The organism is Streptomyces sp. SAS_281 (assembly GCF_052542855.1).
On record NZ_JBMNDO010000025.1, the window covers coordinates 13,913 to 26,710 of the forward strand.

Consider the following 12,798-nt stretch of genomic DNA (forward strand, 5'->3'; position numbering starts at 1 on the left):
CGGGGCCGGATCACGCCGGCACGTGGACCGCCTCCACCCGGCTGATCACGTGGTGGTCGCGCTCGCGGCGTGCCGCCCTCGCGCGCAGCCGCAGGATCTGCGCGACGCCCAGCGCCTCCAGGACGAAGACCGACGAGAACGCCACCCGGTAGTTGTCACCGGTCGCGTCCAGCAGCACGCCGACCGCCAGCAGCGTGGTCATCGAGGCGACGAAGCCGCCCATGTTGACGATGCCGGACGCGGTGCCCTGGCGCTCGGGCGGGTTGGCCGGGCGGGAGAAGTCGAAGCCGATCATCGAGGCCGGGCCGCACGCCCCGAGCACCACGCACAGGACGACCAGCAGCCACATCGGCGCGTGGTCGCCGGGGTGGAAGATCGTCACCGCCCACAGCGTGGCCGTCGCGCCGACCGTGCCGAGGGCGAGCGGGACGCGGGCCGCGTGGTGACGGGCGATCACCTGCCCGTAGACGAGACCCAGCGTCATGTTCGAGAGCACCACCAGGGTCAGCAGCTCACCGGCGGTCCCCCGGCCGAGTCCCTGGTCCTCGACCAGGAAGGGCATGCCCCACAGCAGCAGGAACACCATCGCCGGGAACTGCGTGGTGAAGTGCACCCACATGCCGAGCCGGGTCCCGGGTTCCCGCCAGGAGGCGGCGATCTGCTTGCGCACGTACACCCCGCCGGCGTGCTGGGCGGGCGGCGGCTCGTAGCCCTCGGGGTGGTCCTTGAGGAAGAGCAGGAGCAGCACGAGCACCACGACCCCGGCCAGCGAGCTGCCGACGAAGGTGGTCGTCCAGCCGAAGCCGTGCAGGGCGCGGGCGATCACCAGCGTGGAGATCAGGTTGCCCGCCATCCCGAAGAGGGCGGCGACCTGGCCGATCAGCGGTCCGCGCCGGGCCGGGAACCAGCGCGTCCCCAGCCGGAGCACGCTGATGAACGTCATGGCGTCGCCGCACCCCAGCAGCGCCCGGGACGCGAGCGCCGTGCCGTACGTGGGGGAGAGCGCGAAGCCGAGCTGGCCGAGGGTGAACAGGACGGCCCCGAGGGTCAGGACCCGCTTGGTTCCGAGCCGGTCGACCATCAGGCCGACGGGTATCTGCATGCCCGCGTACACGAGCAGCTGGAGGATCGAGAAGGTGGAGAGGGCCGAGGCGTTGACGTCGAACCGGTCGGCGGCGTCGAGTCCGGCGACACCGAGGCTGGTCCGGAAGATGATGGCGACGAAGTAGACGGCGACGCCGATGCCCCAGACCCTGACGGCACGCCGGCCGCCGGGCGGGTCACCGGGCAGGGGCAGGGTGGGCGCGGCGGCGGAACTCACCGGTCCTCACCCCGGACCAGCACCTTGACCCGGCCGACGTGGCGGCGCACGACCTGGGCGGCGAACTCCGCGTCACCGGACCTGATCGCCTCCAGCAGCTCGCTGTGCTCCGCGATGTTGGCGGCGATCCTGTCCGGGTGGGCCTCCATCACGGCGACGCCCATCCGCAGCTGGCGGTCGCGCAGCTGGTCGTAGAGGCGGGACAGGATCTCGTTGCCCGCGTGGCGGACGATCTCGGCGTGGAAGCAGCGGTCCTTGACGGAGACGGTGGCCAGGTCGCCGGCGTCGGAGTAGTGCCGCTGCTCCTCCAGGAGCGCTTCCAGCCGGCTGATCAGCTGCGGGGACGCGGGCACCGCCTTGCGGGCGGCGAACTCCTCGACCAGCAGCCGGGTCTCCACCACGTCCGCGATCTCCTGGGCGGAGACGGCGAGCACCAGGGCGCCCTTCTTCGGGTAGAGCTTGATGAGCCCCTCGACCTCAAGGCGCAGCAGTGCCTCGCGCACCGGCGTGCGCGAGACCCCCACGGCCTCGGCGAGGCCACCCTCGGTCAGCAGGGTGCCGCCCTCGTAGCGGCGGTCCAGGACGGCGTCCTTGACGTGCGTGTAGACGCGCTCGGCGGCCGGGGGCTGCTTCGCGGGCGGGGCGAGGGGAGCGGGGCCGGGGGATGTGGAGGGTGCGGGGGCTGGCATGCGTACAGCATAGATACAACATGCACGCAAGCGTCCTACCGTCCACGATATGGGCGAGGGGCCGGGCCGCTACCGCTCGCACGCCAGCAGCAGCGTCGTGCTCCCGTCCTCCTCGGCGATGCCCCTGACGTGCTGGAACCCCACCTTCCGCAGGGCCGCCAGCGAGGCCGCGTTCGGCTCGGCGACGGTCGCGTACACCTGGTCCAGGTTCAGCACCTCGAAGCCGTACGCGGTGATCGTCCGCGCCAGTTCGGTGCCGAGCCCCTGGCCCCACGCCTCGGGTGCGAGGCCGTAGATCAGCTCGTACCCCTCCACGGCCTTGGCCGGTTTGATCTCCGCGTGGCCGACCGCCCGGCCGTCCCGGCGCACGGCCCAGACGTCGAAGCCCCCGCTGCCGTAGGCATGCGTGAAGATGCGGGAGAACGTGGTCCGGTACCGCTCCTCGGGCCAGGGCCCGTCGCCCATCCACCGGGAGACGCGGGGGTCCAGGAAGAGGGCGACGAACGCCTCCTCGTCGGCGGGCACATACGGTTCGAGGACCAGGCGTTCGCTGCGCAGGGAAGGCGTCATGCCGGGGGACGCTATCCCAGCCGCTACGCGGACGACCCGTCGTTTTCCACCAGCCGCAGCGTCGGGCGCTGGGGCGCGAACTCACCGAGGCCGAGCGCCGCCTCGCGCCAGTGCGCGGCCAGTTCGAGCAGGCGTTCCTCGTCCTGCCGGTAGGCCGGCTCCGGCACGTCCGGCACGGTCCGCCACAGGATCGTCGCGGCGAAGCGGACCGCGTGCAGCGCGGCCGTCGTATGCGCCTCGACCCCGTCCCTGCCCAGCTGCCGCAACGCCTCCAGGCGTTCGGCGAGGGCGAGGAGCTCGCCGTATGCCCTGACGGACTCCTGCGCACGCACGACATCGTCCACGGTTGCCTCCGGCCTCTGGGGCGCTCGGATGTGACGCCGATCGTAGTCCCTGGTCACCGCGCGCCATCGCCGCGCGAACGCCCCGCCGCCCCTGGATGTCGTAAAAAATCACCCGCGCGTGAGCCCAACCAAGCGGCGCGGCCGTTCGTCTTATCTGCGCGGCGGCACCCTCATGTGGCCGCCATCCAGGGGCATTTGGAGCGTACAACTTGAAACTCGGCATTAAGGGCATAAGGCGCGGTTCGGCGACCGCCACGGTGGCCCTCACCACGGGCGCCCTGATCGCGGGCGGCGCGTTCGCCTCCACGGCACAGGCCGCCACGCCCAAGGCGCCCTCGATCGTCGCCAAGGGCGGCTTCGTGATGAACAACGGCACCGGAAAGACGCTGTTCACCAAGGCCGCGGACACCCGCCGCTCCACCGGCTCGACGACGAAGATCATGACCGCACGCGTGGTGCTGGCCCAGAAGGGCCTGAACCTGGACTCCAAGGTCACGGTCCAGAAGGCGTACAGCGACTACATCGTCTCCAAGGGCGCGTCCTCGGCGCGGCTGATCGTGGGCGACAAGGTCACCGTGCGCCAGCTGCTCTACGGCCTCATGCTGCCGTCGGGCTGCGACGCCGCGTACGCGCTGGCGGACAAGTTCGGCTCCGGCAAGACGCGGGCGGCGCGGGTGAAGTCGTTCATCGGCAAGATGAACAGCACCGCCAAGACCCTCGGTCTGAAGAACACGCACTTCGACTCGTTCGACGGCATAGGGAACGGGTCCAACTACTCGACCCCGCGCGACCTGACGAAGCTCGCGAGCAGCGCGATGAAGTACTCCACCTTCCGCACGGTCGTGAAGACGAAGTCGACCAAGCAGAAGGTCACGACGAAGAGCGGCGGCTACCGCTACATGTCGTGGACCAACACGAACAAGCTGCTGGGCACGTACAGCGGTGCGATCGGTGTGAAGACGGGCTCCGGCCCGGCGTCCAAGTACTGCCTGGTCTTCGCCGCGACCCGCAAGGGCAAGACGGTGATCGGTACGGTCCTGACCTCGTCGTCGGAGACGAACCGCATGTCGGACGCGAAGAAGCTGATGGACTACGGCTTCAAGAAGTAGCCCGTCCGGTACGGCCGAGGGGCCCGCACGCCGTCGCGTGGGGGGCCCTCTTCCGTCATCCCGCGGCCGGAACGAACCGCGTCCCCTCCACGCCGCCGTACCGGTCGATCTCGATCGGCGCCGCGTTCGGCTCGGTCTCGCGGTCCTTGCCCGTGAGGCCGTCCAGGACGACCGGCCGCTCGCCCACCTCCCCGTACAGGGCGCCGTGCCAGAACCCGGTGACCCTCGGCACCGACCGTCCGGAGTGGTCGGGCAGCACCCACGTGTGCCGGAACGTGGTGGCGTCGAAAACCACGATCCCGCGGTCCGACGCGCGGTACCCGTTCCTGGAGCACGCGACCAGCGACCGCGCGTCGTCCAGGCACCGCCAGTCCCGGCTGTCGAAGCTGACTCGCGTCGCCCCGGTCACCGCGTCCACGACGACCGTCCGGTCGCCGAGGTTCGCACTCAGCAGCCTCGGCGCGGCGTGGGCGGGCTGCCGGGCGTCGGCCACGGTCCACCGCCGCTTCCCCGTCTCCGCGTCGACGCCCAGCAGCCGGCCCTTGGCGTACCCGGTCTCCTCGCCGCCGGCCACGACGCCCTCGGCGAGGTTCAGTGCCCGGTAGCCGCCCTTCTTCCAGCGGACGGCCCCGGTGGCGGGGTCGAGGGCGTACGTGGTGTCCGCGTCGGTGACGACCGCGGTGCCGGCGTCCACCCCGACGACCTGCGGCGCGAGGTTCCCGTCCGCGCCGATGGCCGTGGCGGCGAGCCCGGTGGAGCTGGGGTCGGACGGGATCTCGGCCGACCAGGTCTTCCTGCCGGTGGCGGTGTCGACGGCCAGCACCTCGATCACGAACCGGTCCGGCGTGGTGCCCTCGCCCGGCACCCGGCGGTCCCACGCGGCGTAGACGGTCCGGCCGTCGTCCGAGACCAGGGGCGCGACCCGCTCCGTCCCGAAGCCGCCCCGCTCCGCCTCGTGCTTCGTCGCCACGTACCACCGGGAGTCGCCGGTCCGGGTGTCGATCGCGTCGATCCCGCCCTCGTCGTCCACGTACGCGACCCCGTCCACCAGCGTCACCGCGGGCCGCAGGGCCTCTCCGCTCGACGTGCTCGGCTGCCCGGCGCCCGTCAGGTCGACCGCGTTCCCCTCGAACCGCACGGGCGGGTCGTACGCGCGCCGCGCCGGCTTCTTCGCGTCCCCGCCGCCCTTGGACCCCTCGGCCGCCTTCGCGCCGGGCGCGCCGCCACCGCCGCCGCAGCCGGTCAGCGCCACCGCCGCCAGCACGGCCCCGGCCGTGACGACGCCCCACCGGCGTGCCGCCCCTCTCCCGCCCATCGCTCCCCCTGGCCACTCTTCGCGCTCTTTGCGATCACAACGACCTTAACGGCTCGGGCATTTGGGCGCCGAGGCCGCCCGGCGAAATCCGGTGGCAGTCCCCCGGCCCGCCCCGCTACCGTCCTGCCGGGCCCCTGCCGTGCGCGGCACGGCCCCGCATCTGCCGTCCCCTGGAAGGGCGTTCCGTTGTACATCGCGTGAGACCTCCCCACTGCTGATCGGTCGCGCGTCGCACCCTGTGCGCCGTGCCGCTTCCCGCTGCGGACTTCTCACACGGAAACCGGTGTACACCTGTGCTCATCCATTGGGCCGTCATGCCCACACGCCTGCCCCTCGTCCTGCGCCGCTGCCACACCTGCGCGTCCGGCGCCTTCCGGGCGCACGGCAGGTTCCGCGTCAACGCGAACCACAAACTGCTCGACGCCTGGCTCCTCGCGCTCTGCACGGGGTGCGGGGACACCACCAAGGTCACGATCCTGGAGCGCGCGCACGTCCGCTCCGTACGCCCTGAGCTGCTGGACCGGATGCACGCCAACGACCCCGCCCTGGCGGGCGAACTGCTCCAGGACGGTGTCGTGCGCCGCCGCAACCGCATAGCCCTCGACTGGACGGGTGCGTGGCGCCTGGACACCGGGGGCGCGGACCACCTGGACCGCGAGGTGGCCGAGGTGTCGGTCCGCTTCGACGCGCCCGTCCCCGTACGCCCGCTGCGCCTGGTGGCGGACGGCTTCGGCTTCTCGCGGGCCGAGACGGAACGCCTGCTGGCCGAGGGGAAGCTCGTCTCGCCGGTCCGCCTGACCGGGCGGACGTCGACCGACTTCGGCTTTCTGCTGAAGCGGTGAAGCGGTGAAGCGGTAAGACAGTGAGGCGGCGGGGGCCGGTGTCCGCGAGGGCGCCGGCCCCTGCCCCCGCCCTCAGTGCGCCGCCAGCCGCCCGACGAGCCCGATCGCGCGGGCCAGCAACTCGCGTTCCTCCGGGCTCAGTTCGGCGTCGATCGCGCGGGCCAGCCAGTCGGCCCGGCGCTCCCGCTCCTCCTCCAGGAGGGCGCGCCCGGCCTCCGACAGCTCGACCAGGCTCTTGCGGCCGTCGGTGGGGTGAGCGCGGCGCGTGATCAGCCCCTGGTCCATCAGCAGTCCGACCGCGCGCGCCATGGACTGCGGCCTCACCCGCTGGTTGGCGGCGAGCTCGCTGGTGGTCAGGGCGCCGTTGCGGTCCAGCTCGCCGAGCACGGCCACCTGGCCGAGCGGCATCTGGTCCTCAAGCTTCACGCGGCGGGTGAGCTTGCCCATCGCTGTGCGCAGCTCGGCGGCGATGGAGGCGGATTCCGGGAGGGGCATACCGCACTTTAACGCGGGGGCGGAAACAGGACCGGGGACTGCACAGCAGAACTGTTCAGCACAGCTAAACAGCACTACTGAACAGCACTACTGAACAGCTTTGCTGTAGAGTTTCTTCTCGCCGGGTCCCGCGCCACCGTCGTCGCAGCCGGACCGCGGCACGCGACAAGGGAAGGACTCCCATGACCGCCATCACTTCCGTCACCGGCCGCCGCGTCCTGGACAGCCGGGGCAACCCCACCGTCGAGGTGGACGTGGAACTGTCGGACGGCTCGCTCGGCCGGGCCGCGGTCCCCTCCGGGGCGTCGACCGGCGCCCGCGAGGCCGTCGAACTGCGCGACGGCGACCCGGCCCGCTGGCACGGCAAGGGCGTCGACCGGGCCGTGCACCACGTCAACACGGAGCTCACCGAGGCCGTCACCGGCCGGGACGCGGAGGACCAGGCGGGGCTGGACGCCGCGCTCGTCGCGGCGGACGGCACCGCCACGAAGTCCCGGCTCGGCGCCAACGCGATCCTGGGCGTCTCGCTGGCCGCCGCCAAGGCCGCGGCGGCGGCGCACCGCCTGCCGCTCTACCGCTACCTGGGCGGGGCAGACGCCCGGCTGCTGCCCGTCCCGATGATGAACATCGTCAACGGGGGTGCCCACGCCGACAATCCGCTGGACTTCCAGGAGTTCATGATCGCCCCGATCGGCGCGGAGACCTTCGCCGAGGCGGTCCGCATGGGGTCGGAGGTCTTCCACACCCTGCGCCGCGACCTGCTCGCCGCCGGCCACTCCACGGGCGTCGGCGACGAGGGCGGCTTCGCGCCCGCCCTCCGTACGGCGGAGGAGGCGCTGGACTTCGTCGTGGCGGCCGTCGAGCGCACGGGGTACCGGCCGGGCACGGACATCGGCCTGGTCATGGACCCGGCGACGTCGGAGTTCTTCCGCGACGGGGTGTACGACTACACGGGCGAAGGCGTACGCCGCACCCCCTCGGAGCACGCGGACTACCTGGTGAAACTGATCGACGCCTACCCCGTCGTGTCGGTCGAGGACGCCATGGCCGAGGACGACCTGGACGGCTGGCGCGAGCTGACCGCCCGCGTCGGCGACCGCTGCCAGCTGACGGGCGACGACGTGTTCTGCACGAACGACGCGCTGCTCCGCGAGGGCATCGCCTCCGGGGTCGCCAACTCGATCCTGGTGAAGGTCAACCAGATCGGCACCCTGACGGAGGCGATGACCACGGTGTCCACCGCGCACCGCGCCGGCTACACGGTCGTCATGTCGCACCGCTCGGGCGAGACGGAGGACACCACGATCGCGGACCTGGCGGTCGCCACGGGCTGCGGCCAGATCAAGACCGGCTCCCTGTCCCGGTCCGACCGCACCGCGAAGTACAACCAGCTGATCCGCATCGAGGAGGAGCTGGGCGCGAGCGCCCGGTACGCGGGCACCGAGGCGCTGCGCCGCCGCTAGGGCCTGTCCGGCGGATCAGTACGCCGAGGTCGTGTGCGTACCCGACTCGTCCTCGCCGATGACGTTGGAGGCGTAACCGGCGGCCCAGGAGGTGTAGCCCGCGTCGTTCAGCATCGCGCTGAAGCAGTACTCCTGGCCGTTGGCGGCGATGCTCGGGCCGCCGCACCACTGGGTGGTGCCGTCCTGGACGCGGTTGACGTAACCGCCGAAGTTCGGGCCGTCCGAGAAGACCCGGACCCAGGTGGTGCGGCAGGCGGTGCTGTAGCGCAGCTCGACGGTGCCGACCTGGGCACCCTTCGCGTACAGCGCCCTGGAGGCGGCGGTGATGGCGCTCGCCGAGCAGCCGGAGGAGATCGGGTCCTGGCCGTCGTAACTCGCGGCGGACGCCGAGCCGGTGAAGCCGGTGGCGAGGGCGGCGGACGCGACGGCAATCACGGCCGTCCGGCCGAAGAGGGTCTGGGTGCGCATGGATACTCCCTGGATGAGTGGGGTGGATCAGTAGGAGCCGGTGATGGTCTGGTCCCAGCCGTAGCGGCCGCGCGCGGTGGCATACCCCTCGGCGTAGGAGAGGTATCCGGCGTCGTTGAGCATGGCGGTGTAGCAGTAGTACTGGCCCCTCTCGGCGGACCACCGGGTCCAGTCGCAGAAGGCGGTGGCGGAGTCGTGCTTACGCTTCACCTGGGCCCACAACTCGTCGTTCTGCGAGTACACACGGGCCCAGACCGTGCGGCACGAGGGGCTGTACCGCAGCTCGATGACGCCGATCCGCTCGTCGTTGTCGAGCAGCGAGGACGAGGACGCCGTGTAGGCGTCACTGGCGCAGCCGGAGTCGACCGGGTCCGACCAGTCGTAACCGCTCGCACTGGCGGTGCCGCCGCCCGTCACCGCGAGGACGGCGGCGAAGACGGCGGTGGCGGCTGTCAGGGCGGTTCGCTTGAGGCGCATGACGCGTTCCTTGGGATTCGGTTCGAGGTGCAGCCGGCGTCGAAGGACATCGGGCGGCTACGCGACCGGCGCATCGGGGGTGTCGGGGGAACGGCCCTCGGCCGACGACTGCCCGAGCAGCCGACGGCCGCTTCGGACAACGACGTTGCCACGCCGCAGCGGGCCCGTTCCAGCAGCTCACGTCCCTGGGACGCGGGACGGTGTCCCTGGGACGCCGTCCCGTCGGGCCCGCCGCGGGACGGGACGGGAAGCGGTGGATCGACCACCGCCGGCCGTGCCACGGTGCCCCACATCCACCCCGTCTCTGGAGGACCCTCCATGCAGCTCGCCCGCACCCTCAAGCACGCGACCGCCGTGGCGGCGGCCGTCACCGGACTCACCCTCGCCCTGTCCGGCTCCGCCGACGCGGCGGCGCAGGACGGCGCCGATCCCATGTCGTCCGGCTGCGCCTCGGGGGCGTACACCGCCCGCTCGCAGGCCCTGTACGTCAACGGCGCCCGGGTCGGCACCGTGGAACTGCGCTACAGCCCGTCGTGCCGGACGGTCTGGGCGCGGGTCTGGTCCGACGGCAATAGCGTCTACGCCAGAGTGGTCCGCGACCAGGACAACGCCGGGGAGTACTGCGGCACCCCGCGCTACGACAGCGCGTCCGACCAGTACTCCTGCTACACCCCGATGCTCAACGACGCCGACTACACCTCGTACGCGGTGGGCGGCGCCTCCGAGAGCTCCGGACGCATCGGCAGCGCGCTGGGGTACACCAGCAGCTACTGAGCCGGCCGCTGCACGCTCCGAGGCGGGTCGGCACCCTGGCGGCCCCGGCCGCAGGTGCGTAACATCCGTTCGTTCCAGGCCCCTTGAGCCTCGTGAGCCTCAGGGACCACGGCAGGAACGGTCACACGACCCCAAGGGGGACCAGGGTGTCAGCGCTTCCCACGATCATCGTCGTCGTCTTTCTCGCCCTGCTGGTGATCTGGATCATCTCGGCGTTCACCGGCGGGCGCGGGGGACGATGAGCCGTAGGCCCCCGCTTCCGGGGCACACGCCTCCCATGACCTCATCGCGGAGCAAAGCGAAGGGCCGGGCGGTCCTGGCCGGGTGCGCACTGCTGGTGCTGTCCGCCTGCGGCCACGACGGCCCGGACGCGCGGGGAGCGGAATTCCGGACGGCCGCCCTCGCCCAGGACACCCGGCTCGTCATCACCACCCAGGGCGGCGTACGGGTCGTCGGGACGGACGGGGACCACGTCACGGTGGACGACTCGGTCCTCGCGCACGGGGACGACGGGGACGGGGACGCGTACACCCTCGACCTGCCGTGCGACGAGAGCGACGACCGGGCCCGGGACAACTGCGGCGGCATGCCGCTCGTCCGCGTACCCGCCGGCGTCACACTCACCGTGCGGGCGCGCAACGCCGGGATCGACGTCAGCGATGTGCGGGGCGGGCTGAACCTCAGCACCGTCAACGGTGACGTCACCGTGCAGGACTCCGGCGCGAAGGACGCCCGCCAGCACCTGGTCACCCGGAACGGATCCGTCCGCGCGACCGGTCTCCGGGGCAGCGGCATCGACGCCGAGACGGTCAACGGCGACGTGGACGTCAGCTGCGCCACCGGCCCCGACACGCTCAGCGGCATCACCCGCAACGGCTCCGCGCGCGTCACCCTCCCGGCCGACGCCCCCGCGTACGCGACCGACGCGCACACCGTCAATGGCCGCTCGACCACGGACATCCCGGCGGCCGAGGCCACGGACCACGCGCGCCGCCTCACTCTCCGCACGGTCAACGGCGACACGGAGGCCCGGCGGGGGTAGGGGCGCCGCTTCAGGCCAGGACAACGCGGGCTTTCGCCCGTATATTCGTAAAATGCGTTTTATGGGCATCGCGCCTTTCCTTCACGTCCGGACGGAGGCCCCGGGGTGAGGGACCCCGGAAGGCTTGAGGCGCTGCGGCTGGCGGGGCTGACCGCGGCGGCCGATCCCGGCATGGACCGGTTCGCGCGGCTGGTGTCCCGCCTGCTGCACGTCCCGGTGTCCCTGGTCTCGCTGCTGGAGCCCGACCGGCAGGTGTTCCCCGGCATGGTCGGGATGTCCGGCCCCTGGGCGGCCCGGCGCGAGACCCCCCTCAGCCACTCCTTCTGCCAGCACGTCGTCGCGGACGGCGGCCCGCTGGTCCTCAATGACACCCGGACGCACCCGCGCACCTGCGCCAGCCTCGCCATCCCCGATCTCCAGGTGGTCGCGTACGCCGGAATGCCGCTCACCGACGCCGACGGACACGTCCTCGGCTCGCTCTGCGCCATTGACCACCGGCCCCGGGAGTGGACGGCGGACGAACTGCACGACCTGGAGGACCTCACCGCCGCCTGCTCGATGGAGCTGCGGCTGAGGATCGCGACGGAGCTGATCCAGCGGGACCGCGACCATGCCGGTCTGCTGCTGCGCGCCTCGATCGAGCTCGCCCACGCCCGCGATCTCACGGACCTGACCCGCCGCCTGCGCCACCTGTTCCAGGGGCCCGCCGAGCCCGCGTTCGTGGGGCTGCTGCTGGCCGACGGGCCGGGGCTGTGGCGGGTCATCGACCCGGACGACGCACGGCCGGTGGAGAACGCGATCGACCGGCTGGAGCGGGACGCGGCCTTTCCGAGCGCCCTGGCCATGCGCGAACAGCGCACGGTCTTCGTACCGGACCGCACGGGTCTCCTGCGCGGATACGGGCCCGAGGCCGTCGCCGGCTACGACTCGCTGGGCCTCGAATCCGTGCTCTGCGTCCCGCTGCCGAACGGGCACGGCGTCCTGACCTGGTGCTGGTCCCGCCCCCACGTCCTGGCCCCGACCGAGGAGGCCGTCCTCACCACGGTGGCTGGGTACGTGAGCCAGGCGGTGGAGCGCACCCGCTTCGTCGCCAACCGGCTCAGCACGGCCGAGCAGCTCCAGGCCGCGATGCTGACCGAGCTGCCGGACGTGCCCGGCCTGGACATGGCGGCCCTGTACCTGCCCGCCGCCGACCAGGACATGGTGGGCGGGGACTGGTACGACGCCTATCCGCTGCCCGCGTCCCTCATGATCTCGATCGGTGACGTGATCGGCCACGACGTCCGGGCCGCCGCCGTGATGGGCCAGATCCGCAGCATGCTCCGCCAGGCCAGCCTGGACGATCCGGCCCACTCACCCGCCGCAGCCCTGCACGCCATCGACCAGGCGATCGACGTCCTGCCCCTGGGCGTGGGGGCGACGGCGGTGCACGCCCGCCTCGACCGCGACGCCGACCGCTGGCGCCTGACCTGGTCCAACGCCGGACACCCCCCGCCGCTCCTCCACACCCCCGGCTCGGGCGTCGCACCCCTGTCCGGCCACGACCTCCTCCTGCTCGGCCTGCCGGACGCCCCGGCCCGCGAGGACCACACCCACGACCTGCCCCCGGGCAGCGTGCTCCTGCTCTACACCGACGGCCTGGTCGAACGCCGCGACCAGGACATCGACGCGTGCACCGCGCACACGGCCTCGGTACTGGCCCACCACGCCGACAAGCCCTTGCCCCTCCTCCTGGAAGCCCTCTCCGCGGGGCTCGCGGAGATCCCGCAGAGGGACGACGTGGCGGTACTCGTCATCCGGGTCACTCAGCCTGGAGATTGACGGGCCGACGAGCCGGATTACGCCACGGCAGGGAAGTTGGTTGGCCACCGCACGGACAGAAGTCAACC

Annotated in this window: 14 protein-coding genes; 6 read left to right on the forward strand and 8 right to left on the reverse strand. The window is 72.1% G+C overall.

Annotation, left to right across the window (positions count from 1 at the left end; translation table 11 throughout):
• Positions 1–10 precede the first annotated feature (10 nt).
• The 4 genes from ACN6LM_RS12110 to ACN6LM_RS12125 form a co-directional block, all read right to left on the reverse strand.
• Positions 11–1,321: an MFS transporter gene (locus tag ACN6LM_RS12110; protein ID WP_445065331.1), complete on the reverse strand. Its 1,311-nt coding sequence runs from the start codon at positions 1,319–1,321 to the stop codon at positions 11–13.
• On the reverse strand, positions 1,318–2,010 hold the full coding sequence (locus ACN6LM_RS12115; RefSeq protein ID WP_445065332.1) for a GntR family transcriptional regulator: 693 nt from the start codon (positions 2,008–2,010) through the stop codon (positions 1,318–1,320). Before ACN6LM_RS12115 ends, ACN6LM_RS12110 begins: the two co-directional genes overlap by 4 nt.
• A gap of 69 nt (positions 2,011–2,079) precedes the next feature.
• Positions 2,080–2,580 carry a GNAT family N-acetyltransferase gene (locus tag ACN6LM_RS12120; protein ID WP_445065333.1) on the reverse strand — a complete coding sequence of 167 codons (501 nt, stop codon included), beginning with the start codon at positions 2,578–2,580 and terminating at the stop codon, positions 2,080–2,082.
• A gap of 23 nt (positions 2,581–2,603) precedes the next feature.
• Positions 2,604–2,924, reverse strand: coding sequence for a hypothetical protein (locus ACN6LM_RS12125; protein WP_445065334.1), 321 nt, complete (start codon positions 2,922–2,924; stop codon positions 2,604–2,606).
• Between the two features lie 209 nt (positions 2,925–3,133).
• Between ACN6LM_RS12125 and ACN6LM_RS12130 the strand changes: the two genes are divergently transcribed.
• The gene (locus ACN6LM_RS12130; protein WP_445065335.1) at positions 3,134–4,033 is read left to right on the forward strand and encodes a D-alanyl-D-alanine carboxypeptidase family protein; all 900 of its coding nucleotides are present in this window, start codon (positions 3,134–3,136) and stop codon (positions 4,031–4,033) included.
• A 55-nt stretch (positions 4,034–4,088) separates the two neighbouring features.
• Here the strand turns inward: ACN6LM_RS12130 and ACN6LM_RS12135 are convergent, their stop codons facing one another.
• The gene (locus ACN6LM_RS12135; protein WP_445065336.1) at positions 4,089–5,348 is read right to left on the reverse strand and encodes an outer membrane protein assembly factor BamB family protein; all 1,260 of its coding nucleotides are present in this window, start codon (positions 5,346–5,348) and stop codon (positions 4,089–4,091) included.
• Between the two features lie 293 nt (positions 5,349–5,641).
• Here ACN6LM_RS12135 and ACN6LM_RS12140 point away from each other — a divergent pair, with 293 nt between their 5' ends.
• Positions 5,642–6,190 carry a DUF1062 domain-containing protein gene (locus tag ACN6LM_RS12140; RefSeq protein WP_445065337.1) on the forward strand — a complete coding sequence of 183 codons (549 nt, stop codon included), beginning with the start codon at positions 5,642–5,644 and terminating at the stop codon, positions 6,188–6,190.
• Positions 6,191–6,262: 72 nt separating this feature from the next.
• On the opposite strand, the gene ACN6LM_RS12145 is transcribed toward ACN6LM_RS12140, so the two are convergent.
• Complete coding sequence (locus tag ACN6LM_RS12145; protein ID WP_445065338.1) at positions 6,263–6,685, reverse strand: MarR family winged helix-turn-helix transcriptional regulator; 423 nt, start codon at positions 6,683–6,685, stop codon at positions 6,263–6,265.
• Between the two features lie 182 nt (positions 6,686–6,867).
• Between ACN6LM_RS12145 and eno the strand changes: the two genes are divergently transcribed.
• Positions 6,868–8,148, forward strand: coding sequence for a phosphopyruvate hydratase (eno, locus tag ACN6LM_RS12150; protein WP_445065339.1), 1,281 nt, complete (start codon positions 6,868–6,870; stop codon positions 8,146–8,148).
• 15 nt (positions 8,149–8,163) lie between these two features.
• Here eno and ACN6LM_RS12155 read toward each other — a convergent pair whose 3' ends face one another.
• Positions 8,164–8,616 (reverse strand): DUF2690 domain-containing protein, encoded by a 453-nt coding sequence (locus ACN6LM_RS12155; protein ID WP_445065340.1) that lies wholly within the window; start codon positions 8,614–8,616, stop codon positions 8,164–8,166.
• A gap of 27 nt (positions 8,617–8,643) precedes the next feature.
• Positions 8,644–9,093, reverse strand: coding sequence for a DUF2690 domain-containing protein (locus tag ACN6LM_RS12160; protein WP_445065341.1), 450 nt, complete (start codon positions 9,091–9,093; stop codon positions 8,644–8,646).
• 318 nt (positions 9,094–9,411) lie between these two features.
• Between ACN6LM_RS12160 and ACN6LM_RS12165 the strand changes: the two genes are divergently transcribed.
• From ACN6LM_RS12165 to ACN6LM_RS12175, 3 genes are all read left to right on the forward strand, one after another.
• Positions 9,412–9,867, forward strand: a complete 456-nt coding sequence (locus tag ACN6LM_RS12165) for a DUF2690 domain-containing protein (RefSeq protein ID WP_445065342.1) — start codon at positions 9,412–9,414, stop codon at positions 9,865–9,867.
• A 277-nt stretch (positions 9,868–10,144) separates the two neighbouring features.
• On the forward strand, positions 10,145–10,909 hold the full coding sequence (locus tag ACN6LM_RS12170) for a DUF4097 family beta strand repeat-containing protein (protein WP_445065343.1): 765 nt from the start codon (positions 10,145–10,147) through the stop codon (positions 10,907–10,909).
• A 105-nt stretch (positions 10,910–11,014) separates the two neighbouring features.
• Positions 11,015–12,730: a GAF domain-containing SpoIIE family protein phosphatase gene (locus ACN6LM_RS12175; protein ID WP_445065344.1), complete on the forward strand. Its 1,716-nt coding sequence runs from the start codon at positions 11,015–11,017 to the stop codon at positions 12,728–12,730.
• The last annotated feature ends 68 nt before the right edge of the window (positions 12,731–12,798 follow it).